Source organism: Thiomonas delicata (genome assembly GCF_900088825.1).
Classification (GTDB): domain Bacteria; phylum Pseudomonadota; class Gammaproteobacteria; order Burkholderiales; family Burkholderiaceae_C; genus Thiomonas_A; species Thiomonas_A delicata.
On sequence record NZ_LT592170.1, the window covers coordinates 1,251,382 to 1,277,444 of the forward strand.

Annotated in this window: 26 protein-coding genes; 20 read left to right on the forward strand and 6 right to left on the reverse strand. The window is 63.9% G+C overall.

Going from position 1 to position 26,063, the window contains the following annotated elements:
* The gene (locus tag THIARS_RS05965; RefSeq protein WP_013123544.1) at positions 1–1,383 is read left to right on the forward strand and encodes a TraB/TrbI/VirB10 family type IV secretion system protein; all 1,383 of its coding nucleotides are present in this window, start codon (positions 1–3) and stop codon (positions 1,381–1,383) included.
* A 187-nt stretch (positions 1,384–1,570) separates the two neighbouring features.
* On the opposite strand, the gene THIARS_RS05970 is transcribed toward THIARS_RS05965, so the two are convergent.
* Complete coding sequence (locus tag THIARS_RS05970) at positions 1,571–2,392, reverse strand: TrmB family transcriptional regulator (protein WP_013123543.1); 822 nt, start codon at positions 2,390–2,392, stop codon at positions 1,571–1,573.
* A gap of 130 nt (positions 2,393–2,522) precedes the next feature.
* On the opposite strand from THIARS_RS05970, the gene THIARS_RS05975 reads away from it, so the two are divergent.
* The 4 genes from THIARS_RS05975 (at position 2,523) to istB (ending at position 6,678) form a co-directional block, all read left to right on the forward strand.
* Positions 2,523–2,888 (forward strand): RidA family protein, encoded by a 366-nt coding sequence (locus THIARS_RS05975; protein ID WP_013123542.1) that lies wholly within the window; start codon positions 2,523–2,525, stop codon positions 2,886–2,888.
* 150 nt (positions 2,889–3,038) lie between these two features.
* Positions 3,039–4,217 (forward strand): MFS transporter, encoded by a 1,179-nt coding sequence (locus THIARS_RS05980; RefSeq protein WP_094159851.1) that lies wholly within the window; start codon positions 3,039–3,041, stop codon positions 4,215–4,217.
* A 110-nt stretch (positions 4,218–4,327) separates the two neighbouring features.
* Entirely contained in the window at positions 4,328–5,872 is a 1,545-nt protein-coding gene (gene istA / locus THIARS_RS05985) for an IS21 family transposase (protein WP_094158946.1), read from the forward strand.
* 26 nt (positions 5,873–5,898) lie between these two features.
* A complete protein-coding gene (gene istB, locus THIARS_RS05990) occupies positions 5,899–6,678 on the forward strand; it encodes an IS21-like element helper ATPase IstB (RefSeq protein ID WP_094158947.1) in 780 nt (259 codons plus the stop codon).
* A 378-nt stretch (positions 6,679–7,056) separates the two neighbouring features.
* On the opposite strand, the gene THIARS_RS05995 is transcribed toward istB, so the two are convergent.
* Positions 7,057–7,998, reverse strand: coding sequence for an AraC family transcriptional regulator (locus tag THIARS_RS05995; protein WP_094159852.1), 942 nt, complete (start codon positions 7,996–7,998; stop codon positions 7,057–7,059).
* Positions 7,999–8,103: 105 nt separating this feature from the next.
* On the opposite strand from THIARS_RS05995, the gene THIARS_RS06000 reads away from it, so the two are divergent.
* The 7 genes from THIARS_RS06000 (at position 8,104) to THIARS_RS06030 (ending at position 12,995) form a co-directional block, all read left to right on the forward strand.
* A complete protein-coding gene (locus THIARS_RS06000; protein WP_141202341.1) occupies positions 8,104–8,871 on the forward strand; it encodes an iron-containing redox enzyme family protein in 768 nt (255 codons plus the stop codon).
* Entirely contained in the window at positions 8,868–10,031 is a 1,164-nt protein-coding gene (locus tag THIARS_RS06005) for an MFS transporter (protein ID WP_233224691.1), read from the forward strand. Before THIARS_RS06000 ends, THIARS_RS06005 begins: the two co-directional genes overlap by 4 nt.
* A 315-nt stretch (positions 10,032–10,346) precedes the next feature.
* Positions 10,347–10,487 carry a hypothetical protein gene (locus tag THIARS_RS18900; RefSeq protein ID WP_233224692.1) on the forward strand — a complete coding sequence of 47 codons (141 nt, stop codon included), beginning with the start codon at positions 10,347–10,349 and terminating at the stop codon, positions 10,485–10,487.
* Position 10,488: 1 nt separating this feature from the next.
* The gene (locus THIARS_RS06015; protein WP_094159854.1) at positions 10,489–10,794 is read left to right on the forward strand and encodes a helix-turn-helix domain-containing protein; all 306 of its coding nucleotides are present in this window, start codon (positions 10,489–10,491) and stop codon (positions 10,792–10,794) included.
* Positions 10,795–11,051: 257 nt separating this feature from the next.
* On the forward strand, positions 11,052–12,266 hold the full coding sequence (locus THIARS_RS06020) for a hypothetical protein (RefSeq protein ID WP_094159855.1): 1,215 nt from the start codon (positions 11,052–11,054) through the stop codon (positions 12,264–12,266).
* 134 nt (positions 12,267–12,400) lie between these two features.
* Positions 12,401–12,712: a BrnT family toxin gene (locus THIARS_RS06025; RefSeq protein WP_094159856.1), complete on the forward strand. Its 312-nt coding sequence runs from the start codon at positions 12,401–12,403 to the stop codon at positions 12,710–12,712.
* Positions 12,693–12,995, forward strand: coding sequence for a BrnA antitoxin family protein (locus THIARS_RS06030; RefSeq protein ID WP_094159857.1), 303 nt, complete (start codon positions 12,693–12,695; stop codon positions 12,993–12,995). The genes THIARS_RS06025 and THIARS_RS06030 overlap by 20 nt, the downstream gene beginning before the upstream one ends.
* 74 nt (positions 12,996–13,069) lie before the next feature.
* Here THIARS_RS06030 and THIARS_RS18215 read toward each other — a convergent pair whose 3' ends face one another.
* A complete protein-coding gene (locus THIARS_RS18215; protein WP_141202342.1) occupies positions 13,070–13,564 on the reverse strand; it encodes a hypothetical protein in 495 nt (164 codons plus the stop codon).
* A gap of 94 nt (positions 13,565–13,658) precedes the next feature.
* On the opposite strand from THIARS_RS18215, the gene THIARS_RS06035 reads away from it, so the two are divergent.
* Complete coding sequence (locus THIARS_RS06035) at positions 13,659–14,720, forward strand: GSU2403 family nucleotidyltransferase fold protein (RefSeq protein ID WP_094159858.1); 1,062 nt, start codon at positions 13,659–13,661, stop codon at positions 14,718–14,720.
* A 306-nt stretch (positions 14,721–15,026) separates the two neighbouring features.
* Positions 15,027–15,356 (forward strand): PH domain-containing protein, encoded by a 330-nt coding sequence (locus THIARS_RS06045; protein ID WP_094159860.1) that lies wholly within the window; start codon positions 15,027–15,029, stop codon positions 15,354–15,356.
* Between the two features lie 19 nt (positions 15,357–15,375).
* On the opposite strand, the gene THIARS_RS06050 is transcribed toward THIARS_RS06045, so the two are convergent.
* From THIARS_RS06050 to THIARS_RS06060, 3 genes are all read right to left on the reverse strand, one after another.
* Positions 15,376–15,690 carry a helix-turn-helix domain-containing protein gene (locus THIARS_RS06050; protein WP_222423034.1) on the reverse strand — a complete coding sequence of 105 codons (315 nt, stop codon included), beginning with the start codon at positions 15,688–15,690 and terminating at the stop codon, positions 15,376–15,378.
* 189 nt (positions 15,691–15,879) lie between these two features.
* Positions 15,880–18,402 (reverse strand): arsenate reductase (azurin) large subunit, encoded by a 2,523-nt coding sequence (locus tag THIARS_RS06055; RefSeq protein WP_094159862.1) that lies wholly within the window; start codon positions 18,400–18,402, stop codon positions 15,880–15,882.
* A gap of 27 nt (positions 18,403–18,429) precedes the next feature.
* Positions 18,430–18,969 carry an arsenate reductase (azurin) small subunit gene (locus THIARS_RS06060; RefSeq protein ID WP_094159863.1) on the reverse strand — a complete coding sequence of 180 codons (540 nt, stop codon included), beginning with the start codon at positions 18,967–18,969 and terminating at the stop codon, positions 18,430–18,432.
* 208 nt (positions 18,970–19,177) lie between these two features.
* Here THIARS_RS06060 and THIARS_RS06065 point away from each other — a divergent pair, with 208 nt between their 5' ends.
* From THIARS_RS06065 to THIARS_RS06090, 6 genes are all read left to right on the forward strand, one after another.
* On the forward strand, positions 19,178–20,068 hold the full coding sequence (locus THIARS_RS06065) for a PhnD/SsuA/transferrin family substrate-binding protein (protein WP_094159864.1): 891 nt from the start codon (positions 19,178–19,180) through the stop codon (positions 20,066–20,068).
* The gene (locus THIARS_RS06070) at positions 20,065–21,501 is read left to right on the forward strand and encodes a histidine kinase dimerization/phospho-acceptor domain-containing protein (RefSeq protein WP_094159865.1); all 1,437 of its coding nucleotides are present in this window, start codon (positions 20,065–20,067) and stop codon (positions 21,499–21,501) included. The genes THIARS_RS06065 and THIARS_RS06070 overlap by 4 nt, the downstream gene beginning before the upstream one ends.
* 68 nt (positions 21,502–21,569) lie before the next feature.
* A complete protein-coding gene (locus tag THIARS_RS06075) occupies positions 21,570–22,925 on the forward strand; it encodes a sigma-54-dependent transcriptional regulator (protein WP_094159866.1) in 1,356 nt (451 codons plus the stop codon).
* A gap of 155 nt (positions 22,926–23,080) precedes the next feature.
* Entirely contained in the window at positions 23,081–25,111 is a 2,031-nt protein-coding gene (locus THIARS_RS06080; RefSeq protein WP_094159867.1) for a ribonucleoside triphosphate reductase, read from the forward strand.
* A gap of 37 nt (positions 25,112–25,148) precedes the next feature.
* Positions 25,149–25,346: an anaerobic ribonucleoside-triphosphate reductase gene (gene nrdD / locus THIARS_RS06085; protein WP_094160650.1), complete on the forward strand. Its 198-nt coding sequence runs from the start codon at positions 25,149–25,151 to the stop codon at positions 25,344–25,346.
* Between the two features lie 37 nt (positions 25,347–25,383).
* A complete protein-coding gene (locus THIARS_RS06090) occupies positions 25,384–26,061 on the forward strand; it encodes an anaerobic ribonucleoside-triphosphate reductase activating protein (RefSeq protein ID WP_094160651.1) in 678 nt (225 codons plus the stop codon).
* Positions 26,062–26,063: the final 2 nt, after the last annotated feature.

A 26,063-nucleotide genomic window follows, 5' to 3' on the forward strand; every position in this document is an offset into this window, starting at 1 on the left:
ATGAACGACTCCAAACAGGGCGACACCCCAGAACCCGACAGCAGCCTGCTCGCGCAGGACGTGGACGGCGCCACCGCCGGGAAGAAGAAAAAAGAGAAAGGCCTGAGCATCAAGGGCACGCCGCGTGAGGGCGGCGCCCGCCTGAGCAAGAACTTCAAGAAAGTCGCCTTTGTCGCAGGAGGCGTCGTCGCTGGCGGCATGATCCTGGGCATCATGACGGCCGGGAACAAGCAGGCAGCTCCCTCCGACGGCGGCGATTCGGGGGAACAGGTCGGCCTGACCAGCCCGGACATCGCGGCCATGCAGCGCGCGGCCCAGGCGAATGCGACACCCGCGCCCGGCGCATCGAACCCGGCGCAAGCCAAGGCCTCAGCCAGCTCGCCAGCTTCTCCCCTGCAAACCCCAGGAACAACCCTGGCCGCGACCCCCAACCCGCAGCAACTCACCCCCGCCCAGAAGTATCACCAATGGCTGGAAGAGCAGCACTACAAGAACCTGGAGGGCGCCGTGCTGGCGGCTCAGAGCGCGCACCTCGCCAAGGTCGAGCTGGCAGCGCCCAGCGCATCAAGATTGGCCGGAAGCGATACCGCCGAACAACTGCGCCGCCTCGCCCTCGGCGCAGCGCCCAAGCCGGGCGAGCAGGAACAAGCCCTGCAGAAGGCGCTCACCGCACTCCAGGGCGCGACAGGGCAGGGCGGTGCAGGCCAGCCATCGCCCCAGCAGCAGAACAAGAGCTTTCTCGATGCCGCACAGACCCCGGGGGACAACGGTTATCTGCCGGCAGCCGTGCAGCCTCCCCTGGCCCGGCATGAGCTATTCGCCGGCAGCGTGATCCCCGCCGTGATGCTGACCGGCATCGACAGCGATCTGCCCGGCACCATCAGCGCCCAGGTGCGGCAGACCGTGTACGACAGCTTGAATCCCAGTGTGGTGCTCATCCCTCAGGGCACCCGCCTGATCGGGCAGTACAGCAGCCAGATCGCCTACGGCCAAAGCCGCGTGCTGGTGGCCTGGAGCAGGCTGATCTTCCCGACCGGCGCCACCATCGACCTGCGCGGCATGGAGGGCACCGACGGCAAGGGCCAGGCCGGATTCCACGACCAGGTGGACAACCACTACTTCCGCGTCTTCGGCAGCGCCATCCTGATGAGTCTGCTCGGCGTCGGTGCGCAGCTCAGCCAGCCGCAGAACTCAGGAGCGCTCAACACCCCGTCCACCAGCCAGCAGGCGGCAGCAGCCATGGCGCAGCAACTCAATAACGTCGGCACCAACCTGCTCAACCGCAACCTGAACATCCAGCCCACACTCGTCATCCGCCCGGGCTATGCGTTCAACGTGCTGGTGAATCGGACGATGATTCTGCCGGCGTATTCGAGCCAGTGAAGATCAGTCCCTGTGCGCAACAAGGATGACGAAGCTGTTTGGTTGGGTCGCATCGGCGCTTGTTGGACGAAAGGTCAAAGCGTGCCGATCGTTTTTTTTGGTGCCACGGTCTTGGCCCGCGCGTCTGTCCGCGTTGCTGCGTTCAGCGGGCTCCAGTACCCGCAATCCCTGGCGTGTCGGTTTGCCGCTATTTGCTCGATGCGGCGATCGGGCGCAAAATGGCCTGAGCATCAGCGGTCCTCAATAGCTTCTTGTAAGCCGCAGGCGTCATGGCGTTGATGAGCAGCCGCCCCAGCACATCCGCCTTGACGTATTCCACCGCGAGTAAAGCCATCACTGGGTTGGTCGTGAGGGTGGCCTGATCCGGCGTGCGATCGCCGAATTCGGCGACGACGGCCTCGCTGTCGTCCGCCACCACGACGGCCAGACGCCGCCCCGCGAGTCTCAGCCGGGCACTCGCACCACATTCCGACAAGTCGTAAGTCGTGGGACCAGACAGGATTCGGGTGCCGTAGATGGCCACATGAGTCTCTATCCCACGGGCTGCCGCCGCTTCCAGCAATGGCCCCAGCGTCTCGAGTTCCTCGTCCCAGACCCCGGCAAAGATGATGGAGGACGCCTTGTCGATCGTTCGCGCAAACGCCTGGACGATGGGCTCTCGCCCACTGAGCGACCAGACCAGTCCCGGCTCGCGCTGCGCGGGCAGTCGGTCGAATGCTGCTGCCGCGGCTTGCACATCGGCCGCCATTCGCGAACGCAGCTCGCCCAGCAGATCGGTATGCGGGACCGCCGCATACCGAACCGGCTCGGAGCGATTCACGAGCACAGCGCCCCGCGCCTCAAGGCGGTTGAGCGTCTCGTAGACCTTCGATAGCGGCATGCCCGCCCGACGTCCGACTTCCGCACCGGTAAGGGGCGGCTGCCCCGCCAGGGCCGTGTACGCCTGGGCCTCGTATTGGGTGAACCCTAGGCGAATCAATGCGCTGATGGGTTCCGAATCCACATCCATTCCATTCCCCTTCTTCTGCTACGGCCAACATGACGTCAATCGCTTGACTAACTACCAGAGTAGTATAAGAATGCTTTTGAGTACTACTACGGTAGTAGTCACTTAACATCAAATGAAAGGATGGCATCAGATGCGAAAGACTGTCAGTACTGGCTCCCCTTGGGAGCCCAAAGTCGGGTATTCGCGGGCCGTAGTGGTGAACGACACCATCTACCTATCTGGCACAGCTGGACAAGGACCAGACGTCTATGCGCAGACCCGAGACGCGTTGGCTATCGTCGAGAAAGTGCTGCGTGACAATGGCTTCGCCATGTCCGACGTCGTGCAGAGTCGACTGGTGGTAGCAGACTTCGAGCACTGGGAGGATGCCGCCCGTGCCCATGGCGAGGTCTATCACCAGATCCGTCCAGCCTTCTCCCTGGTGCATGCCCTGCCGTTCGTCGATTCGTCGATCTTGGTCGAAGTTGAGGCCATTGCGGTCAGGACATCCGAATGACCGAGACGCTTGGCCAGCGCGACTAGCGCGGCCGACTGGCCTAAGCCAGCGGAGGGAAGTCGGCAGCGTCCACGCCGGTACAGACGCTGCCCCTCTCGATTCCCGAGATTCCGGCTGTGATCGAACCAGCCTTGATCTGGATGCCGCTTGATGCCAGTTCATTCCGACAGTTATGGACACATGGAACACGAGACAAAGAACTCCGAACGCCTGACGATCTTCATCGCTGCTGCAGCAGGCATGGCCATATCCAACAACTATGCGCTGCAACCCGTGCTGCCGATCGTGGCCAGAGATCTGAGCGTCTCGCAAGAGACAACCGGCCTGATCGTGGGTAGCCTGCAGATTGGCTATATGGCAGGAATTCTGCTGCTCGTGCCACTGGGCGACAAACTGAAGCCGGCCACCTTGGTCGCTTGGCAGTTCCTGCTCCTTGGGCTGGCGCTGTTTCTTGGCGCAGCCGCCCCGTCCCTCGATGCCCTGTTGGCGGCGGCTTGCCTCGTGGGCGCGATGGCGACCAACGCCGTGCACCTGTCGGGCGTGGCGTTTCGCGTGTCGCCTCCGCAGACGCGGGGCCGTGCGGTTGGCACCGTGGCGATGGGCATTTCAGCCGGCATCCTGCTCAGCCGTTTCGTGGGGGGACTGATCGCCCAAATGTCGGATTGGCGCGTCATGCTGGCAAGCTTCGGCGTCGTCGCAGTCGTGTTCGGCGGGCTGTGTTGGCGGCTGCTGCCACGGCATGCCAGCCAGCAGAGCCAGGAGCCCTACCTGCGTTTGCTGATCAGCCTGACGGATCTGCCGCGCCAGCACCCGTTGCTTCGCGAGGGCATTGCCGTGGGTGCTTGCTGGTTCTTCATCTTCAGCGCGCTCTGGGTCTGTCTTGCCCTGGGGCTGGCCGAACCGCCGTTGCGCTTAACGCCGGCGCAGGTGGGTCTGTTCGGATTTGCAGGACTGCTCGGCCTGTTCGCGACTCGGCCCGCGGGCCAGTTCGCAGACCGTTGGGGCCACCGCCCCGTCATCCTTGGCGGATTCCTGCTTGTGGTGATCGGGTGCCTATTCCTCTACGTCTCCTCCGCTTCGATCATCGGGACGGCGATCGGCGTGGCATTGTTCGACATGGGCTGTTTTGCGGCCCAAGTGGCGAACCAGACGCGGCTGCTTGCGATCGACGCTGCGGCGCGCAGTCGCATCTACAGCGTCTATATGTTCACCTACTATGCGGCTGGCGCTATTGGCTCGGTCGTTGGGCCGATGATCTTCTTGTGCGTATTCCGGACCAACGTGACCGCTGATTCCGGTCATCGTGACCGGGCGATTCCGGGAACGTGACCGGCGAATCCGGTCATCGTGACCGGGCCGTTGGACTACGACACCGGAATGGTGTTGCGCATGAATCAACCTGGCGGACCAAGTAGCTTCACTGCATTTGCAGGAGCCCCATGGCCGCCCCAAGGATCAACATGCGCAAACTCAAAGACGCCTTGCGTCTCAAACTCGAAGGTGGGCAATCCCACCAGCAAATAGCCACCGCTCTGGGCATCTCCAAAGGTGTGGTCACCAAGTACGTCGGCTTGGCCGTGGCCGCCGGCCTGGACTGGCCCACCGTGGCAGCGATGGACGAAGCAGCCCTGGAGCGGCAGCTTCTTTCCGCACCGCGGCCCAGCGATATCTACGCCCAGGCCGACTACGGCCGCATTCACCAGGAGCTGCGCCGCAAAGGCATGACGCTGGCACTGCTGTGGGAGGAATACTGCGCCCAGACCGGCGACGAACACGACCCCGAGCATCCCGTCAAACCCTGGCGCTACTCGCAGTTCTGCGAGAACTACCGCCAGTTTGCCAATCGTCTGAAGCGCTCAATGCGCCAAGTCCACCGCGCCGGCGAGAAGCTGTTCATCGACTACGCCGGACCCACGGTGGCTTTGACCAATGGCCAGCGCGCCAACATCTTTGTCGCCGCCATGGGCGCCTCGGGCTACTGCTTCGCGCTGGCCACGCCGGCGCAAACGGCCTGCGACTGGCTCGGCGCCACGGCGCGCGCGCTGACCTTCTTTGGCGGCGTGCCGCAACTCATCGTCCCAGACAACCCACGCGCCTTGGTCAAAAGCGCCAACCGCTACGAGCCACAGTTGAACGACACCGTGCTCGACTTTGCCCGCCACTACGGCTGCTCGGTGCTGCCCGCGCGGGCTTATCACCCACAGGACAAAGCCAAGGTCGAGCTCAGCGTGCAACTGGTGGAGCGCTGGATCTTGGCGCGCCTGCGCAAGATCCAGTTCGCCACCATCGACGACGTCAACGACGCCATGGCCCCGCTGCTGGAATACCTCAACCAGCGCGCCTTCCAGAAGCTGCCCGGCTGCCGGGCCAGCGTGTTCAAGGAAATCGATGCCCCGGCGCTGATGGCGCTGCCGCTGCAAGCCTGGGAATGGGCGGTCTTCAAAACCGTGCGCGTGCATATCGACAGCCACATCGAGTTCGAAGCCCACCGCTACAGCGTGCCCCACGCCCTGGTGGGCATGGCGCTGGAGCTGCGCATCACGGCCAGTGCCGTGGAGGTGGTGCACCGCGGGCAACGCGTGGCCAGCCACAGGCGCTGTGCGCACCCGGGGGGCTTCACCACCGTGGCTGAACACCTGCCCGATCGGCACCAAGCCCAGGCCCAGTGGACGCCCGAGCGGCTCATCCATTGGGGCGAGCGTGTCGGCGTGGCCTGCGCCCTCACGGTGCGCCGGATGCTGGAGCGGCAGCGGCATCCCGAGCACGCGTACCGAGCGTGCCTGGGGTTGTTGTCCTTGAGCAAACGCTACGGCGACGCACGCCTGGAGGCGGCCTGCGTGTTGGCGTGCGCGTTGGGCACCTCCAAGTACACGCACATCCGCGACATCTTGGTGAACCGGCGCGACCTGCTGCAAGCCAGCACCACGCCCGAGTGGACGAGCCCGTCGCACGCGCATGTGCGCGGCGCGGATTACTACCAATGAACATCCCACACGAGAACGAGACGACCATGATGATGAACACGACCCTGAATCAGCTGCGCGGCTTGCGGCTGGAGACCATGGCCCAGGCCCTGGAGCAGCAACTGCGCACCGGCGGCATGGCCGCCATGAGCTTTGAGGAGCGGCTCGCCCTGCTGGTGGACCGCGAAGTGCATGGCCGGCAGGACCGGCGCTGCGCGCGCCTGCTCAAGTTGGCCAAGCTCAAATACCCACAGGCCGCCATTGAGGACTTGGACAGCCGCAGCACGCGCGGCATTGAGCGCAGCGCGGTGATGAGCCTGGCCCTGGGCGATTGGGTGCAGGCCGGGCATGCGGTGCTGATTACCGGCCCCACCGGGGCGGGCAAATCGTGGTTGGGGTGCGCCTTGGCGCAGCACGCTTGCAGGCGTGGCCACAGCGCCATCTACCAACGCGTGCCCCGCCTGGGCGAGGAGCTGCGCATACGGCACGCCAATGGCACCTTCACGCGTTGGTTGGACACGCTCAAGAACACGGACGTGTTGCTGCTCGATGACTGGGGGATGACGGCCATGGATGCGCAAACGCGGGCCGATTTGCTGGAGATCATTGATGACCGGGCGGCCAGCCGCGCCACGATCATCACCAGCCAGTTGCCCATTGAGCATTGGCACGAATGGATTGGTGACGCCACGATGGCCGACGCGATGCTGGATCGGCTGATGCAAAGCCATCACCGACTCACGCTCACCGGAGAGTCGTTGCGCAAGAAGGTGCCGGCCAAAGGCAAGGCGGGCTCGCAGGCGCCCGCAAGCAAAGATACCGATTGATTCTCTGATGCCTGTCGAGCGGGATCATGCATACATGCCCGATCGGGGGGTGCCTCCGGCGGCCTGGCGGGGGCCTGACGAAACCGTTTCAACAACAATTTGAGAAAGGAAAGCCAACCCTCAAAGCAAGCCAAACCTAAAATCAAGCCGCGCAACACCACCATCGGTCACGATGACCGGAATCAGCGGTCACGTTCGCCGGAATACGCATCTTGCGCTACGGCTGGAGCGCAATGTGCGAGTTGAGTATCGTGCTGGCCTGTTTCGGCTTCGGCCTTACGCTGATGAATCATCGGCGCGCTCGGCGCGAAGACAATCGGATGCCATCATTGGATGATGAAGCTGTTTAGTCTGACCACCGACAAGTGGCAGAGTGCCCTAATCATTCGTTCGGCAGTTCCGCGGCGAGACGCCGTAGCGCTCCTTGAACAGCCTGCTGAAATGTGCGGGATCCTTGAAGCCGCATTGATAGGCGATGGAGGCGATGGCCTGCTCCCGGTAGGCCTCGCATTGCAGCATCGCTTGCGCGGCCTCGAGACGCTTGGCCAGCACGATCCGCGAGAAGCGCAGTCCTCGCTGGGCGAACAGCCGGTGCAGATAGCGTTCTGACACGCCGATCGCTTGCGCGCAGGCCACGGCGGACAGAACGTCCGCGTCGTACAAATGCTGCTCAACGTAGTCGAGCGCCTGTTGCCAGCGCAGTTCATTTCCGGCTCGGATGGCGGGCGCTGGCGCTGAATCACCGTGATAGGCGGCTGCCAACAGCCACGGCAGCGCAAAGGACATGTAGAAATCGGCGGTACCGCACGAGCCATCCATGGCCATGCCAGAGAGAGCCCGGCGGACTGTCTCAGCAGGCAGAGCGGCGCCGCGCGCGATCCGCGGCGCAAGGGGGCGGTACCTCGCGTGGTCCGCACGATGGAGGCGTATGGCCGTTGCCGGCAGGCGTAGGGCGTAGAAGCTGCCGGGCGTCTTGAACACGACACGCGATGGCTCGGCAAGGTTGCGGAACGAGATGTCCCCGGCGCCGAAGGACAGGCGCGTGCCGTTCTGTTCAATGAAGCCGTCGCCTTCGACAACGACGTGAGCGACGATGGATGCGCGTACCTCGGCCGATAGCGTGCCGAGATCTGGAACCGCGTGAGTGATCGACTGCGGGCGAACCGATAGCTGCGCCAACCACAGCCTGTTGAACTTCGCATGCTGCTCCAGGCGGCCGCCGGGGCCGCCGTCATCGAGGATGACCTGGCCTGGCACGAAGCGATCTGCCAGCAGCCGCTCCCATGCGTGCGCCGACGTCCCCTGCGTCTGGTTTTCCACGTGTTCATCTCCTTCCAAAAATTCGGTTCATGTAGCGGCAAGCTCGCCGACTGGTGCTTCTTAGACTGTTTGTCACCCGTTTTCATCCCAAAGGAGAGGGAAACCATGTCCGCCATCATGACCGATTCCCATGCTTCCGTGGTTTCTGCGCCTCCCGTTCAGCCTGATGCCGGATTGGATGACTTGCTGAAATTGCGTACCGCGCTGGTCCTGGAGCATCCCCTCAATCAGGCGGTCGGGGGTGACCCCGGAAGGCTTTTCCTGATGTTCGAGCTGTACGCCGACTTCGTGTACGACTTTACCGAGTACGTCTGCCGCTTGTTCATGGCGTTGCGGGATGAGGAGATGAAATCCGTGATCTATGAGAATCTGGTCGATGAGCTTGGTCTTGGTTCGGCGAAGCCAAGCACTTGGAAGGTACAGCATGGGGAACTCTACCGCCAGTTCATCCACAGCCTACGCTTGATCGAACCCTACCGGGCGACGGGCATCGGACAGCGCATTACCACTATCGAGAACGCGTCGAAAGCCATCTCCAGACGCTTCTACGACGCACACGCGGCGATCATCACCGACGGCGATGACCTGCAAAGCTTTGCCGCGTTCTCAACCATCGAGTGCTGGGTCTGCGACTTGTATGCCTTCTGGAAGCGCGCTCTCGTGGGCATGGGCTGCAGCGAAGAGAGCCTGGACATGCGGACCATCGATCTGCATTGCATCTGTGACGTCGAACACAGCGCTGCGCTGGATGGCCTTCTGCGGAGAAAGCTGTCGCAGGGCGCTGACGCGCTGCACCGGATGAGGAAGGGGGTCGTGCGCGGCATGGCGGCTTCCGAGCGGCTGTTCTCCGATATCCACCGGGAACTGGCATGATGGTGTCGGCCCGTGGCGAGAGCACCGGGTGGCGATGGCCACCCATGCTGCTGCTGGCGCCGTTCCAGTTCATCTTCGGGCTGATCTATTCCTGGGGCGCCATCGCGCCCGCCATCCATGCCCAAAGCGGCTGGCCTCGGGCGACTCTCGACCTGGCGTTCTCGCTGACGCCTCTCGCGTTGCTTCCGGCTGTTGTCCTGGCCGGCCATGGGCTGCGGCGGATGTCGCCCAGGGCGATGCTGGCGGTGGCGCTCGGCTGCTTCACGATCGGTGGCGCGGTCGGTTTGGTGTTCGGGGATTCGCTGCCGTTCATGCTGGGCTACAGCATCGTGGCCCTGGGGATTGGCGCCGGGTTGTCCACGGCGGCCTGCATCGCCGTCGTCGCGCGCCTGTACCCACAACGCCGGGGTGTGCTGGGCGGCGCACTGCTGGCGCTGTATGGCATGTCGTCGGTGGTAAGCGCGCCCTTGTTCGAGTCGCTCAATGGTCACTTTGGCTGGCGCGCGGCGCTGGCTTTGCTGCTCGGCCTGTATGCCGCACTGGGCTGGCTGGCCTGGGCCGGCCTCCCGGTTCTGCCTGCGCAGGACGTGCACTTGGCCCCGCGTATCGGAATGCGGACCATGCTGGGCCATCGGTCGATGCGCTGGGCACTGGGTCTGGTGTTGATCGCCGCCCCTCTGGGGTCGGCGTCATTCGCGACGGTTGGACATCTCACCCGCCAACTTGGCTTCGGCTCGAGCTTCGCCCTCGTTGCGGTCGCTGCCATGGCGATCGGAAACGGCCTGGGGCGGTTGGGCTTCGGCGCCTTGGCCGACGTCCGGGGCGGACGCTTCAGCCGCAAGGTGGTGCTGGCCGTCAACGCCCTGGCTGCGGCGATCCTGCTGGCCGTGCTGCATGGCCTGGACGCGAGGGCGTTCGCCCTGTATCCCTTGCTCATGGGCCTGGCCTTCGGCGGCATGGCAGGCAAGCTGCCGGCGCTGGCCGCACATGTCGTCAAGGATGGCCATGCCGAGACGGCGTTCGGCTTGCTGTTCGGTGCCTTCGCATTGGCCAGTTTCCTGGGGCCGCTGGCCAGCGCTGCATTCGGTACGCGCGAGGCACTGGAAGGTTTCGCCGTCTGTGCGATCGCAGGCTGGTTGTCGGCGCTCGTCGCTCCTTGAACTGGAGGTGAACGCAGTATCCAGGCCGGTAGCGCGAAGGCCAAGGCGTGCCGCATGGGGATTTACGACCAAGTGGCTGAAGCAGGCCTACGGAAATCCAGTACAAAATTTAGCCATGTGCACGGTCATCGAAACGCCGGGCCACCCCAAGTTTCCCTGACCCTCACGGGGGACGGGTCGGCGAGCCGACCCTGGGGGCACTCAGAAGCAGGCCGATCGCATCTGGGCCGAAGGAGGCGGCTGCAGTTCATCACATAGATCGTCGAGCATGCTGACGCGGTCGACGTGATTCCTGGGGCGGATGGATCCCGCAAGGTGCGCTGGCAGCGGCAAGTCCGGCGGGCGCGCCTGATCTACTTGAATCTGACCGACGAGGAGGCCGTGCTATTGGTGGCGGTCTACGCCAAAGTGGAGCAGGACAACATGCTTCCCAAGGACATCCGAAAGGTGGTGTGACATGGACGTGAACAAGATCGCCAAGGCCATCGAGGCCGACGCGGGAGAGCCGCTGCCCGATCTGCTTCAGGCGCTGGACGATGCGCGGACGCGGGCGGGGCGCGTGATGACTCCCGAGCAGCTTCTCGTGCGCAAGGCCCGAGAGGCGTCGGGATTGACGCAGGCAGCGTTCGCGGAACGCATCTCGACACCAGTCGCCACCTTGCGTGACTGGGAGCAGGGGCGTTTCGCTCCGTCCGGCGGCGTGCTGTGCTTGCTGCGCCTCATCGCCCGTCACCCGGACTTGACGCAAGAACTTGCCGCCTGAAGAGGCAAAGAAGGCAAAGGGGGCGCTTGAGGAATGCCTCTGAGTGCGCATCACATGGTTCTAAATTGGGTATCGACCAGGGACTACATCGCAGCCGCGAAGGTGGCGGCGACGCGATCCAGATTTGCCTCGATCATTCGCATTCGGAGTAATGCATGGCGAGAAATGTGCTGCGACACGAGCTGGGGGCTGGAGAATCAGATGCCGACGACGACTGAAGGAGATCGGAGATTTTGGCGACAAACAGAAAAGAGCCCTTGACCAAGCACGCCTGGCAGTTCGCACCGAAGTTTCGCCGTGGCGCGTTCGGCTGGCGGTCGGATCTGCCGATCCAGCGGATCAAGGAAGCGGTCTCCGAGATCAAGGCGATGTCCCGCAAGGAGCCTGTCCTTGCCGCGGAAGGTGCTGTCATCCTGCTGGAAAAACTCTCTCCCGCATTGGAGCAGGTGGACAGTTCTTCGGGGGCGATCGGCTCGGCAGTGAATCGGGCCATCGACACCCTGGTGCCAATCATCGCTGAGGCAACTGTGGATGTCGGTGTGCGGCAGCGTTGGCTGCAGCGTCTATGGGCCGCCGTCGAGAATGACGGCATGTCCTACATCGAAGCACTGGGTGAACTCTGGGGTGATCTGTGCGCAACGCCCGAGATCGCGGTGGCCTGGGCGGAGGAGTTCCTGCCGGGTTTGGAGTCAGCCTGGGGGTCACCTCAAGGTGAGCATCGGTACTACGGCGGCACAGCCGCCTGTCTTGCTTGCCTATACGCAGCAGGGCGCAACGAGCAGCTTCTGGCGCTCCTCGAGAAAGCCCCGTTCAAGTGGTGGCGCGACCGGCGTTGGGGTGTGAAGGCATTGGTGGCCATGGGTCGGCGGGCCGAGGCCTTGCGCTATGCCGAGGAATCGCGCGGACTCAATGACCCGCCCTGGCAGATCGCCCAAGCGTGTGAGGCGATCTTGCTGGAATCGGGTCTCGCGGAAGAGGCGTACAAGCGCTTTGCGATCGAGGCGAATCAAGGCGCCACCTATCTCGCGACGTTCCGGGCGATCGCCAGGAAGTACCCGGGAATTCCGAAGGCGGCAATCCTGCGCGATCTCGTGGCCAGCACGCCGGGCAGCGAGGGCAAGTGGTTCGCCGCGGCCAAGGATACGGGGCTATTCGCCATGGCGACCGAGTTGGCCAGGCACCGGTCGGCTGACCCGCGCACCCTGACGCGTGCTGCCCGTGACCATGCGGAAATGCAGCCGGGGTTCGCGCTCGCCGCCGGTCTGGCTGCATTGCACTGGATGGCGCTCGGGTATGGCTACGACATCACCGGAGCCGATGTGCTCGATGCCTACACGGCGGCGCTGCGGGCTGCACCGGCAGCGGGCGTTGCGGTCGACCATGTGCAAGCGCAGGTCCGTGACCTGATCGCGGCGGCCCACCCAGGGAGCAAGCTGTTGGCGACAATGCTCGGGCAGCGCGTGGGTAGATAGTCTGGCAACTGAATGTCCAAATTACCCGCTGGGGGTCGAACGGAACGAGCTGCTGAGCCGCACCGCTCTGTGTGCCTCAGCGTCCAGGGGGATTTGCGAGTGTTGATTGACAAAAATGCAACTACAATAGCGGCATGACAACCAACTTGCGCTTTGAGTGGGATGAGGCCAAGAACCGCGCCAATCAGCGCAAGCATGGGGTGAGCTTTGAAGAGGCTGTTCACGTCTTCCACGACCCATTGCAGGTCTCCATCCAGGATCGCATTGAAGGCGGCGAGCAACGCTGGCAGACCTTCGGTCTGGTCAGTGGTGTGGTTCTGCTGATGGTGGCGCATACCGTGCGCGAGGACGATGAAAACGGCCACGCCATCGAGGTCATCCGTATCATCTCGGCGCGTCGCGCCGACCGCATGGAAAGACAACGCTATGAAGAGCAAAATCGTTAGACACACTATGGACTCGCTGCCGCCCCTGACGGCGACACAGCAGGCCCACCTGAAGGCGCTGGCTGCGCAGCCTGACAGTACCATCGATACGAGCGACAGCCCTGTGTTGAGCGCAGCGCAATGGGATACCTCCGTGCGTGGGCGGTTCTATCGACCGATCAAGCAGCAGATCACGGCCCGCATCGATGCCGATGTGCTGGACTGGCTCAAGGGCCAGGGCAAGGGCTACCAATCGCGCATCAATGCCATCTTGCGCAAAGAAATGCTGGCACAAAAGGCTTGAGCGAGCTGCGATTTCAGCGCTGGTCATGTCGGTGCGGCACCACTGAATATGGTACCAATCATGGTATCAATACACTAAGTGGATGATTTTATGAACAAAACGAATCCCCCTCTCTCCGCCAATGATTTCCTAAGCCATTGATTCGTAAGCGCATTTTTTTTACGATTCAGTGGCTCGCTTTCCGGGTTGCTGTACTTTTTGTTGTACACGCCATTCGACGCTAGGCTTCCGCGACGTTGTTTTTCAACGCTTCCGGAGGCCATCAGATGGTGTACATGACCCAGCAGCGCGGCGCTTATTTCTTTCAGATGCGCGTGCCGCGCAAGCACCGCGTCGAGTTCGGCGAACTCATCCGCGTACAGCTCAACACATTCGACCGCGAGGTTGCGCGCATCCTGTCCATGAGCCTGGCTGCTCAGTGGCTTGCACGGTTCTCGGGTTTGCAATTGCCCGCCGGGGGCGTCAGCCCCGCAATCGACCACGCTCCGAGCGCGCCTTTGATGGACCCGTTGAGTGAGCGGCATCAAGCATGCCCAGCAACTGCGTCTCCTACCACTCATGCGCTGCATGGGGCTAGCCTCCACGAAACCCGGGGCGGTTCAGTGAGAGACGCCATCGATCTTTCAGTAAACTATTTGAAATTACTGAAATTCGCGCAACGCCATGCATGCCTTTGCCCTGTACCGGGTGCACGAACAGGCCTACAGCACGCTGTTTGCCAGTCTGGCTCAATCGGCTGCCACGCAGGAGCAGGTTCTCTTGGGCGCGCCCGGCACCATCATCGAGCACAAACGGGGCGCACACGTCTATTTCGCGCGGCAGTTCATGAGTCCGGAAGGCAAGCGGTGCGAAGAAACCCTAGGGGGCACCGCCAGGGACCCTGACGTGCTGCAGCGTGTACAAACCATGCGCCAACGCATGGAGCGCAGCCACGGCCTCATCGCGCGCATTCGCGAGCTTGGGCGGCTGGGCTTTCAACTCGCCGACAACAAAACGTGTGCCACGGTTGGTGTCTTGTACAACCATGGTCTGTTTGCCGCCGGTGCCGTCCTCGTGGGCTCACATGCCTACGCCGTGCTGCTGAACATGCTGGGCATCCAGGCCGTGGCTTACCGCACCGAAGACGTCGACATCGCTCGCGGGCACCCCTTGGCCTTGGCCGGCGTACCCGACGATGGCCTCTTGGGCATGTTGCGACAAACTGGTATTGCGTTTGTGGAGGTTCCCGGCCTGCATCCGGCTGAACCCGCAACATCGTTCACCCAAATCGGCCCCTCTCGCTTCCATGTGGACCTGTTGGTGCCGGCCAGAACGCAGGACTTTGCCACCGTCCCGGTACCCGAGTTGCGCGCGCATGCCACGGCGCTGCCCTATCTGGGCTACCTGCTTGAAAACACCCAGATGAGCGTGCTGCTGGCCCGGCACGGCGCAGTTCCGGTCCGCATTCCTGACGCCGCACGCTTTGCCCTGCATAAGCTGGTTGTCGCGCGGATGCGTCCTGCTGCGATGCACGCCAAAGCCAGCAAGGACCTCCAGCAAGCGGCCACCTTGTTGGCCATGCTTGCCGAGCAGCGCCCGGGGGACATCGAGGACGCCTGCCAGGCCTTGCCAAGTGCCGCGCGCGCGAAGGCTCGAGGTGCCTTGTCTTTTGTGAAGAGCCTTTTGCAAAACGCGCACCCTGCGGCCATTGAGGCGTTGCAAGCTGGCCTGAGTGCCAAGGCCTGAGACCTTGTGGCGACGATTTTGCAGGCTTCGGGGCCGGCGATTTCAATCGTGGAAGCGCATGGCTTTGTCGTTACGTCGTTACGCGGTTACAGCGTGACGCCGCCGCATCAACATCGGCTCGCGCTTTGCCCGGGGCCGCCCATTGCATCTCCAATCCGACGACGCCTCTGACCTCCGCATATTGCCGAATCGCGGACTTCTTCCGTCCCCCCGCTACTTTCGCCGCTAAGCTAGCCACACGAAGGCGGCCACGGCGCAAGACCAAGCCGCCAGCCGCGCCAGGCGCGGTCCAACAAGGGGTAGTTGATGAGCCACATCGACCAGCATCTGCAGGCCAACGAGCAAGTCCTGCACCGCGGTCACCTTAACGGTGCCGTGTTCATCTCGCCGTGTCTGCTTTTGCTCCTCGGCTTCGCCGTTCTCGCGCTCGACGGCGATGTCGGCGTCATTCTCCTGCTCGCAGGTTTGGTTGGTTTGCTCAGTGGCTTCATCCGCTACAAAACATCCGAATTCGTCGTGACGAACAAGAGAGTCATCCTGAAGACGGGGCTCATTCGCAAGACCACGGTGGAAATCGCGATCAACAAGGTCGAGGGCAGCACAGTCGACCCCGGCGATTGCGAGAAAGGTTGTTGATTTCGGCGTGCCGGGGACTTCAACGCCCTTCGCGGTGGTTGGGCTCGACGATATGAAAACGTGACATTTGCCGATACAGCGTCGACCGGCTGATCCCCAGCTGGCGCGCCGCCGCGGAAACATTCCATCGATAGCGCTGCAGCACCTCGACCAGTGTGGATCGCTGGTACTTCCCCTCCGTGGCATGGCCTGGCGCGGCGGCCGAGGCGGCATCATGCGCGCACGGTTCTTGTGGTGCGTGCGGCTCGCTCAGGCAAGGCTCGTCAGGCAGGTGTTGCAGGTGCCATTCCACCCCCGTGCGCCGCGGCAACGACTCCGCAGCGTCGCGCAACACGATGGCATCGACCGCACCATTTGCGACGGTTGTCGCGGACAGGTGTCGCAATAGTTCTGCGGCACGGCCGATCCTCGTCGCGTGACAAAAAAACGGGCTCCCCTGCAGGGGAGCCCAAGGGAGTCGCCACCCGAGGAGGAAATCGGCTCTCCCAAGCCCGTGGGAAACTCCGGGAAGACGCTTGAGACTTCAAGCGCCGTACATGCGGCTCTTGGTCGAGACGGTGCGTTGCCAGTCCGGCATCGAGCCGACGCGGCGGATATTGCCCCAGCTTCCCTTGTAGTAGGGGAGAAAGTGTTCGTCCAACGCCGTCGTCGTCACCGAGCCCTGTACGCCCTTGGGGGCGCCGAACACCATGAAGGTTTCGTGCCGCTTGAGGGTGGCTTCGGGGTAGGCCATCGCCGTGGTGGTTCCGTAGTCGTTGTAGATCTCCACCACGTCGGTCGGCTTGACGCCGAGCGCGGCCATGTCGTCCGGGTGCATCTGGATGATGGCCACCGGATAGCGGTCGGTGATGAACTTGTCATACTGGTTGTTGAACCAGGACTGCCAGACTTCGTTGAGGCGGCCGTTGTTGATCCAGAACTTGTATTTCGCCTTCTGTTCGGCTGCGGGCTTGAGCAGGCCGTTCCACTTGGCTGGGAACACGTGCACCTTACCGTTCGGCGTGTCGAACTTGCCGTCCGTGTACAGCATCTCGGTGCCGACCAGCGTCTCGCCCTCGACCTTCTGCACCGGCAACTGCACGCCGTTGTTGGCAGCCTTGCGCAGCAAGGGATAGGTGGCCATGTAGCCGGTCTTGCCGCCCTGGCTGTCGATCTCGCCGACGCCGGGCTGGCCGGCACGCCGGAAGCCATCGTTGAAGGCGTCTTCCTCGGTGGCCCACTCGAACCCTTCGAAGCGCTTGGCCATCTTGACCTTGCCCTCGGCCTCGTACAGGACGCGGACGGTGTTGGCGATGCGCGCGGCGATCAGGCAGTCGGGAAGCGCCTCGCCGGGCGGGTCGATGAATTTCTCGGAGAGGCGCATGCGGCGCTCGCCGTTCATCGAGGTGAGGTTCATCTCGCCCGAGACCGCGGCCGGGAACATCACGTGGGCGGCTTCCGCGAGCATGGTCGGATAGATGTTCATCATGCCGACGAACAGGCCACCCTTTTGCGTCGCAGCGTAGATGACATCGACCATTTCCTTGGGGCTTGCACCCCGCGCCTTGGCCATGGCCTGCCTGACGATCTGGCTGCGACGGATCACGGCTTCGCGCAGGGCCTGGGCGTTGTTCGTCGTCTGGAAGCTGTTGCAGGCCCAGTAGGTCATCATCTTGCCCTTGCCGTTGATGAGGTAGTCATCCACCTCGATCAGCTTGTCGTGCATGGGAATGGGGAAGCTGGCCGCCGGGTAGCGGTGTGCGGGCTCCGGATAGCCCGGGCGGCAATAGCCCTCCTGGTGTCCTCCCATGCGCACCCAGCCCGTGCCGCGCCGTCCCACGTTGTGCGTGGCGACCACGACGGCGCCCATGGCTTGTTCGGTCAGGTAGTTGTTGTTGCCCCAGATGATGCCCTTCTCGAACGCATGCATGACCCGAGGCAGCTTGCCTGGCGCCTTGGGCTTGTAGCTCCACGCCGCGGCCTGCTGGATCTGCGCCACGGGGAGTCCGGTGATGCGGCTGCACTCGTCGAGCGACATCTTGTTGGCCTTGACCGCAGCGTCGAAACCCTCGGTGTGGTTGGCGATGAAGTCCTTGTCGATCCAGCCCTGGTCGACAATGTAGGTGAGCAGGCCGTTCCACAAGGCACCGTCGGTGCCCGGATTGATCGCCAGATGCAACACCTGATCCTTGGCGATGCTTTCGCTGATCGAGATCGACGGCGTGCGGCGCGGATCGACGAAGATGAACTTGCCTGCGGCGACGGGCTCGTCCGGGAACATCTTTTTCTTCTTGTCCAGCGTGGCGCCCTGCAGATTGGGCAGCCAGTGCACGAGGAAGTAGTTCGACTGGTTCTCGTAGGGGTTGTTGCCGTTGGACCAGATGACATCGGCGAGTTCGGCGTCTTCGTAGCTGTTGTTCAGCTCGAATATGCCCATGTCGCGGTTGCCGAAGCATTCGGAGTTGTACGCCGGGCGGTTGTGGATGCGCACCGTCGGGGTCTGGATCGCCGAGAACACGAGCTTGCCCGTGCCCCAGGTGTTCTCGAAGCCGCCGCCCGATCCGCCATGGTCGAACATCGCCACCGCGATGGCGTCCGGGCCGTCCTTGTCGAGAATCTTCTTGACCAGGCCGCCATAGATCTGCAGGGCATAGTCCCAGGAGGTGTCGAGCCATTCGCCGCCTTGGTAGACGCGGGGATGGAGCAGGCGTTCCCGGGTGATGCCGTCTGCGTTGTAGAAGTAGGACGCCATCTTGCCTCCCCGGGTGGAACTCTGCCCTTGGTTGACCACGCAGTCCTTGTCCGGCACGATCATGACGTTGTAGCGCTTGCCGTTCTTGTCGGTCAGCACATTGGTCATCGCCGGGGTCATGATGGTGGCGAAAGGCGGGAGCTGCTTGCGGAAGTCCAGTCCCAGCGCGTTCTGATTCGGGGCCCGCCCGCCTTCGCGCTCAGCATCCCACTTGTACGCGTGGTAACCGCAGCCAACGATACAGAATTGGCAGGTCAGGTTGGTCTTCTTAGCATCGACTGGCGGCAGCGCGACGCGATCCTTGAATTGCGACATGGTGTTCGTCTCCTCGGTGGTTCGGGTTTACAGCACGTTGGCCTGGCGGCCGTAGATCAGGCCGGTGACGGCCACGGCGTGCACGGTATCGGTGGCCGCGTCGTAGCTGAGCTGGATCTGGGGCAGGTCCTCGGTGGCCTGGCCGCAGATCATCTGGCCCGACTTCTCGGGGTCGAACATGCTGTAGTGGCAGGGGCACTTGAAGCTGCGCGTTTGGGGGTCGTACATCAGCGGACAGCCCATGTGGGTGCACAGATTGCTGTAGGCGACGACGTCGCCGTCCGGGCCGACGCCGCCGGCCACGCGCTGGCCCATCTTGATCGCCACGCAGGGCGAATCGGCGTCCGGGTAGCTGAACGACACCGGGGTGTTGACCTGCATGCTCCTGGCTTGGCCCACCAGCGCCTTGGGATACGGCAGCACCGCCGCTCCTGCTGCGGCCTGGATAGCGGCCTGGTTGTTCCCCGCAGCCATGGCGGGGCCGACCGGACTGACGGCGGCGCCCACGCCTGCTACGCTGGTTCCGGCGACTTTGAGAAAAATGCGACGCGATACTTTTTCGGTCATGATGCCTCCTCGTGGTTGTGAAACGCTCAATCGCGCGCTCTGCATTGCAAGCGTCATGCCAACGTCCGCCGTGCAGCCCCACGAACCACCGATCAACGCGTTGCGCGCCTTTTCAAGCCCAAGACGCAAGCTGAAGCGTTGTGTGCGTTACCTCCACGTAACGCGTTTCGCTCGGCATGTTTCCATCTCGTAACGACGGAGCCCGGCCATGGACCGCAGAACCCTGCTCGCGCTGTTCGGTGCCACCGCCGCGCTGCCGGCATGGGCACAGGGCAAGAGCGTCTTGCGCGCCAATCCGTTTCGCTTCGGCGTGACGGACGTCTTCCTGCACGACGGGGCGATTCACCTCTGGCAGGACTTCTTGCAATCCAGGCTCGGCATGCCGGTGCAGATCATCCAGAAATCCAGTTATCAGGAAGCGCTCGAAGCCTTGCGCTCCGACGAAATGGAGGCGGCATGGATCTGCGGCTTTCCCTATGTCGTGGCCAAGGGTTTCGTGCGCCTTTGCGCGCAACCCGGCTGGCACGGGCAGCCTTGGTATCAAAGCTATCTGATCACTTCGGCCGGGCGAACCCAGGCTCACACCCTTGCCGACCTCCAAGGCGATGTGTTTGCATTCGACGACCCGCTATCCAATTCCGGTTACCTGGTGCCGGTCGTCGCCTTGCGGGCGATGAACCAGACGCCGCAGCGTTTTTTCCGAGGCACCTTCTATACCTACTCGCTGCACAAAGTCGTCGAGGCGGTCGGCAGCGGGCTGGCCGATTCGGGCACGGTCGATGGCTATATCTGGGAAATCCTGCATCAGAAGCGATCGCCGTCGGCTCTCAAAACCCGGATCGTCGCCAAATCGACGCGCTACGGTTTCCCGCCCATCGTCACGCGCAAGAACCTCGATCACGGCCTGCATCTGCACCTGCAGCAGGCGCTGCTCAGTGCGCAAAACAGTGAGGAAGGACGGCGATTGCTGCAGAGCCTGGACTTGAGGAACTTCCTCATGCCGCAGGAAAACTGGTTTTCGGGCATCCAGGAACTGGTTGAAATCCTGGATGGAACGCATGCTCCCATACCGTTGAGCAAGATTTACGAAACAGCATGAGCACGGCGCGCCCGAGCCTGGGCAATTCCCTCCTGCTCCGGCTGCCGCTCGCCGCTGCGACCCTGGTGGTCTTGACGGCCCTGCTGATGGCCGCCGGCTTGGGTCTGCTCACCCAGCGCTACCTGATCGAAGACGTCGACTCGGGCGCTTTCCAGGCCATGTCGTCCTGGACCAAGAGCCTGCCGACGCTGATCCAGCAGGACAATGTCTGGGCCGTTTACGAAGCCCTGACCTCGGTGACGGGCGCGGATGCGGAGCAGCACCGCAACCAGGCGCTCGCCGTGGTGCTGGGGCCGGGAGGCCGGGTGTTCGCCAGTTCCGACCCCCGCGCGTTTCCCACCGCGCGCGCGCCGGACTGGTCGCCGCTGTGGAGCCCGGGAACGCTGAGGCTGTCCCCTCCGGAACAGGCGACACGTCGCGGGCGTTCCGGCCTGTCCCCACCCATTCAAAGCGGACATTGGCGCATCTATATCGGCGCGCTGCGCGGCGGCTCCGGCCCTGGCGTGGGCACCTTGGTCTATGCCGTGAGCGACACCTTGTATCGCTCGCGCTTGCTGTCCATGCTGTGGTGGATCGCCGGCATCACCGCCCTGGCCGTCGCCGTGTTCGTGCCGGTCATCTGGGGCCTGAGCCGGCGCATGCTCCACCCCCTGGGGCAACTGCGCCGTTCCATGACCCAGGATGGCGAGCAGGCGCAGCGCGTGGGCGCCGCACTTGCCCGCCGGCCTGACGAGGTCGGCGCCCTGGCCGGCGCCTTCGTCCGGCTGCTGGAACAGGTCGATCAAGCGCGGCAGGCCGAAAAGCTTGCCGCGGTCGGCAGCCTGGCGGCGGCCACCGCGCATGAAATCAACAATCCGCTCGGCGGCATGATCAATGCGGTGAGGACGGCCGAGCGTTTCGGAACCTACGACGGCACCACGCGTCAGACGCTGGAACTGCTCGACCGCGGCCTGGAACAACTGCGCACCATCGCGCAGGCGCTGCTGGCGCAGACCCGGCCGGCCGAGCGTGATCTGGCCCGGCAGGACTTTCATGATCTGGTCGAACTGATCGGCCCTTGCCAGCATGAGCGCGGGATCGAACTGCAGACCGGGTTCGACATCCCCGCGCGCATCCCGGTGGCCGCCGGTCCGGTTCGCCAGGCCACCCTGAACATCCTGCTCAACGCCTGTCACGCCGCATTGCCGGGCTCCGTCCTGGGTTTCAGGGCCGAGGGCTCGAGCGCGGGGCTGCTGCGCATCGCCGTGCGCAACCAGGGACCCGCGCCACCGGCCGCCATGTTGTCCAGTCTCGCCCCATCGAGCATGCCGATGGCCTCCGGTGTCGGTCTCTGGGAAAGTCGTCGGCTGTTGTCGGACATCGGCGGCAGTCTGGCGCTTTCGCATGAGGCGGGCTGGACCACGGCACTGATCGAAATCCCGCTACGCGCTTGATGCCGGACGGGATTACATTTCGCTCACACGGCCATCAGAGCCGAGAACGAAGGCCCGAGGAGACAGTCGTGCGCGATCAGCCCATTTTGTTGGTGGAGGACGATCCCATCATGGGCGAATCCCTGCTGCAGCGGTTGCAACTGGAACATTACCGCTGCCAGTGGGTTCGCGATCTCGGCCAGGCGCGCGCCGCACTGCACGAGCGGCTCTATCCCCTGGTGCTGAGCGACATTCGCCTGCCCGATGGAGACGGCGAAAGTCTGCTTGCCGCCATGATGCAGCGCTACGGCGGGTGCTGTCCGCCGGTGGTTTTCATGACGGGCTATGGCTCGATCGCCCAGGCGGTGCGCCTGGTGCGCGAAGGCGCCTGGGACTACATCCAGAAACCCTTCGATGTCGATGTCTTGATGCAGCGCATCGGCGAATGGCTGCCGCTTTGCGGCGCGTCCCCTGACGCCTGGTTCGGCGTCTCGCCGGCTTCCCGCGCGCTGGAGCAGTTGATCGCGCGGGTCGCCACCCTCGATTTGCCCATCCTGATCCACGGAGAATCGGGCACGGGCAAAGAGATCGTCGCCCAGCACATCCATGCCCGCATGTGCCAGGATCGCATCGGCAAGGGAGTGCCGCCGCTGGTGGCGATCAACTGCGCCGCCATCAGCGAGGGCCTTCTCGAGTCGGAGCTTTTTGGCCATGAGCCCGGCGCATTCACAGGCGCCGGCAAGCGGCACATCGGCGTCTTCGAACAGGCCGACGGCGGCATCCTGTTCCTCGATGAAATCGGGGATATGCCGCTCAACGTCCAGGCCAAGCTGTTGCGCGTGCTGCAGGACGGTCAAATCAGGCGGGTCGGCAGCGAGAAGACTATCCAGGTGGCCGTGCGGCTGATTTGCGCCACGCATAAATCCCTGGACGCACTCGTCGATGCGGGCGAATTCCGGCAAGACCTCCTGTTCCGGATCAGCGGCGTGCCCATCCACCTGCCACCGTTGCGCGAACGCCAGGAAGACATCGCCTGGCTGGCGCATCGGCATGTCGACAGTCTCAACGCCAAGCTGTGCCAGACCAAGCGCCTCGACCCTCAGTTCCTCGCCTGGGCCAAGGTGCAGCCCTGGGAGGGCAACGTGCGCGAGCTGTTCGCGGTCATCGACCGCGCCTATCACTTTTCCGCGGATTGCTGGGTCCGCTGGGAACGATCCGGCCTGCCCTGCTCGGAGCGCGCGCACGCGGCCATGTCGGCCGAGGCAGCGCAGCCCCACGAGCGCCTCGACCAGTACCTGGCGCGGATCGAGCGCGACTACCTTGAGAAGTGCGTCTCCGAGCACAAGGGACAGATCGTCAAGACCGCGGACAGTCTCGGCATCAGCCGGAAAACGTTGTGGGAAAAGATGAGGCGCCACAGGATCAAGGCGTCAACCGCGCCGTGAACGCCCGCTGTGGAGTGGCTCGCTCGGACCTAGGCGCGGGGTGTCGATCCGGGGTCGAAATCTGCATCTTGTTTGACCCATGTCATGACTACATCTAGTTGATTCCATGGGTCTGTAACGCTAGATATAGTGTCTCCTGTTGTCAGGAGACCAAGATGCATCGAACAGCCGCAGAGCGCAGTCTGACCCTTCCGCGCGAGATCATCAAGCGCAACGGCCTTCGCGTCGCATTCGATGCGGGCAAGATCTTCTCGGCGCTGTCGAGGGCGGGCGAGGCCAGCGGCGAGTTCGGGTCCGAGCAGGCGCAAACGCTGTGCGACGCGGCGGTCAAGGTCCTCATCCACCGCTTCGGCCATCAGGCCGCGAGCGTCGAGCAGGTTCAGGACGTGGTCGAGCAGACGTTGATCGCGGCGGATCACTTCAAGACCGCGCGCGCCTACATCGTCTATCGCGAGCAGCATGCCAAACTGCGCCAGGACCACAAGGCCCTGGTCGATGTGGAAAGCTCGGTGAATGAATACCTCGGCCGCACCGACTGGCGCGTGAATGCCAATGCCAACCAGGGCTATTCCCTGGGCGGGCTCATCCTCAACGTGGCCGGCAAGGTCACGGCGAACTACTGGCTGTCGCACGTCTACCCGGCCGAGATCGGCGAGGCGCATCGCAACGCCGACATCCATATCCATGATCTGGACATGCTGTCGGGGTATTGCGCCGGCTGGTCGCTGCGCACCTTGCTCAACGAGGGGCTGAACGGCGTGCCGGGCAAGGTCGAGTCGGGGCCGCCTCGGCACATGAGTTCCGCGGTCGGGCAGATCGTCAACTTCCTGGGGACCTTGCAGAACGAATGGGCGGGAGCGCAGGCTTTTTCCTCGTTCGACACCTATATGGCCCCTTTCGTGCGCAAGGACCGGATGCCCTACGCGGCCGTGCGGCAGTGCATGCAGGAACTGATCTACAACCTCAACGTCCCCTCGCGCTGGGGGACGCAGACGCCTTTCACGAATCTGACCTTCGACTGGACCTGTCCCGAGGATCTGCGCGCGCAGACGCCCCGCATCGGCGGCGAGGACATGCCTTTCGCCTACGGCGATCTGCAGGCCGAGATGGACCTGATCAACCGCGCCTACATCGACGTCATGACCGCCGGTGACGCGAAGGGCCGTGTCTTCACCTTCCCGATCCCGACCTACAACATCACCAAGGATTTCCCGTGGGAGTCGGAGAACGCGCAGCGCCTGTTCGACATGACCGCGAAATACGGTCTTCCCTACTTCCAGAATTTCATCAACTCCGAACTCTCCCCCAACATGGTGCGGTCGATGTGCTGCCGTCTGCAGCTCGACCTGCGCGAGTTGCTCAAGCGCGGCAACGGGCTGTTCGGCTCGGCCGAACAGACGGGTTCGGTCGGGGTCGTCACGGTCAACTGCGCGCGGCTGGGCCATCTCCATCGCGGCGACGAGGCGGGCCTGTTCCGCCGGCTCGACACCCTGCTGGACATGGGCAGGCAAAGCCTGGAGATCAAGCGCAAGGTCATCCAGCGACTCATGGACCAGGGCTTGTTCCCCTACACCAAGCGCTACCTCGGCACCTTGCGCAACCACTTCTCGACCCTGGGGGTCAACGGCGTCAACGAGCTGATCCGCAACTTCACGGCGGACGGCCACGACATCACCACGCCATGGGGGCACGACTTCGCCGTGCGCCTGCTCGATCATGTGCGCGGGCGCATCGTCGCCTTCCAGGAACAAACCGGGCACCTCTACACCCTCGAGGCCACCCCCGCCGAGGGCACGACCTACCGTTTCGCCAAGGAAGACCGCAAGCGCTACCCCGGCATCCTGCAGGCCGGCACGCCCGAACAGCCCTACTACACCAACTCGACGCAGTTGCCGGTTGGTTTCACGGACGACGCCTTCGAGGCGCTGGAACGGCAGGAACCCCTGCAGTCCAGGTACACCGGCGGCACCGTGCTGCACCTGTACATGCGCGAACAGCTGTCCAGCGGCGCGGCATGCCGGGAGCTGGTGCGGCGCGCGCTCACGCGCTTTCGCCTGCCGTACATCACCGTCACGCCGACGTTTTCGATTTGCCCCAGGCACGGCTACCTGTCCGGCGAGCACCGCTTCTGCCCGAAGTGCGACGAAGAGGCGCTCGCGCGCAAGCGCAGCCTGCTCGCCGCCTGAGGTTTGCAACGCGCATCACCCACCCCGGAGGACCATGATGAACCCTGTTTCCAACCCCGTCCCGAGCCACACCGCCCTGGAGCCCCAGCTCCGCGACGACGAGCGCCAGCCTTGCGAGGTCTGGACCCGCGTCATGGGTTATCACCGTCCCGTGTCGAGCTTCAACATCGGCAAGCAAGGCGAGCACCATGAGCGCCGGTTCTTTGCGGAACAGCGCTGTGCCCTGGGGGCCTGAACCGACGCGTCGCGAGCCCACGCTGCGCGTGGGCGGCATGACCGCGCTGACCAGCATCGACTTTCCGGGCCGGCTTGCCGCGGTGATCTTCTGCCAGGGCTGCCCATGGCGCTGCGGGTATTGCCACAACCCGCATCTGCTCGACGCCGGCGCCGCCGCCGGCATGCACTGGAGCGCCGTGATGGCTTTCCTGGCGCGGCGGCGGGGTCTGCTGGACGGCGTGGTGTTCTCCGGCGGCGAGCCCACCCTGCAGGCCGCCTTGCCCGAGGCGATGCAGCAGGTGCGCAGCCTGGGCTTCGCCGTTGCCCTGCATACGGCGGGGATGTATCCGGAGCGCTTCGCCGAGGCGCTCCATCTGGCCGACTGGGTCGGGTTTGACGTGAAGGCGCCCTGGGATCGCTACGACGCGGTGACCGAAGTCCCCGGCAGCGGCGAACGCGTGCGGGCGTCCCTGGACCGGCTCTTGGCCGATGACGTGCCCTTCGAATGCCGGACCACCTGGCACCCCGGCCTTTTCGATGAGACGGAACTCCTGGCCATGGGCAAGGCGCTCGCCGGCCGCGGCGTGCGCCACTGGGCGGTGCAGGCCTGCCGGCTTCCCGGGGAGCCGGCAACGGGCGGCGCCGGCCTGGACCGCGCGCGTCTGCGGGCGCAGATCGAGACCCTGCGGATGCCGGGCTTCGTGCTGCGCGGCGCAGACGCCCAAGCCGCTTGAAG

Coding starts and splice junctions, on each gene's coding strand:
- THIARS_RS06045 (WP_094159860.1), top strand. CDS start 15,027: ATGAGCCACATCGACCAGCATCTGCAGGCCAACGAGCAAGTCCTGCAC.
- THIARS_RS06030 (WP_094159857.1), top strand. CDS start 12,693: ATGAAGAGCAAAATCGTTAGACACACTATGGACTCGCTGCCGCCCCTG.
- THIARS_RS06005 (WP_233224691.1), top strand. CDS start 8,868: ATGATGGTGTCGGCCCGTGGCGAGAGCACCGGGTGGCGATGGCCACCC.
- istB (WP_094158947.1), top strand. CDS start 5,899: ATGATGATGAACACGACCCTGAATCAGCTGCGCGGCTTGCGGCTGGAG.
- THIARS_RS06055 (WP_094159862.1), bottom strand. CDS start 18,402: ATGTCGCAATTCAAGGATCGCGTCGCGCTGCCGCCAGTCGATGCTAAG.
- THIARS_RS05980 (WP_094159851.1), top strand. CDS start 3,039: ATGCCAGTTCATTCCGACAGTTATGGACACATGGAACACGAGACAAAG.
- THIARS_RS06090 (WP_094160651.1), top strand. CDS start 25,384: ATGACCGCGCTGACCAGCATCGACTTTCCGGGCCGGCTTGCCGCGGTG.
- THIARS_RS06000 (WP_141202341.1), top strand. CDS start 8,104: ATGTCCGCCATCATGACCGATTCCCATGCTTCCGTGGTTTCTGCGCCT.
- THIARS_RS05975 (WP_013123542.1), top strand. CDS start 2,523: ATGCGAAAGACTGTCAGTACTGGCTCCCCTTGGGAGCCCAAAGTCGGG.
- istA (WP_094158946.1), top strand. CDS start 4,328: ATGGCCGCCCCAAGGATCAACATGCGCAAACTCAAAGACGCCTTGCGT.
- THIARS_RS06070 (WP_094159865.1), top strand. CDS start 20,065: ATGAGCACGGCGCGCCCGAGCCTGGGCAATTCCCTCCTGCTCCGGCTG.
- nrdD (WP_094160650.1), top strand. CDS start 25,149: ATGAACCCTGTTTCCAACCCCGTCCCGAGCCACACCGCCCTGGAGCCC.
- THIARS_RS06025 (WP_094159856.1), top strand. CDS start 12,401: ATGACAACCAACTTGCGCTTTGAGTGGGATGAGGCCAAGAACCGCGCC.
- THIARS_RS06015 (WP_094159854.1), top strand. CDS start 10,489: ATGGACGTGAACAAGATCGCCAAGGCCATCGAGGCCGACGCGGGAGAG.
- THIARS_RS06080 (WP_094159867.1), top strand. CDS start 23,081: ATGCATCGAACAGCCGCAGAGCGCAGTCTGACCCTTCCGCGCGAGATC.
- THIARS_RS06035 (WP_094159858.1), top strand. CDS start 13,659: ATGCATGCCTTTGCCCTGTACCGGGTGCACGAACAGGCCTACAGCACG.
- THIARS_RS06065 (WP_094159864.1), top strand. CDS start 19,178: ATGGACCGCAGAACCCTGCTCGCGCTGTTCGGTGCCACCGCCGCGCTG.
- THIARS_RS06060 (WP_094159863.1), bottom strand. CDS start 18,969: ATGACCGAAAAAGTATCGCGTCGCATTTTTCTCAAAGTCGCCGGAACC.
- THIARS_RS18215 (WP_141202342.1), bottom strand. CDS start 13,564: ATGCAGCGCATGAGTGGTAGGAGACGCAGTTGCTGGGCATGCTTGATG.
- THIARS_RS05970 (WP_013123543.1), bottom strand. CDS start 2,392: ATGGATGTGGATTCGGAACCCATCAGCGCATTGATTCGCCTAGGGTTC.
- THIARS_RS05965 (WP_013123544.1), top strand. CDS start 1: ATGAACGACTCCAAACAGGGCGACACCCCAGAACCCGACAGCAGCCTG.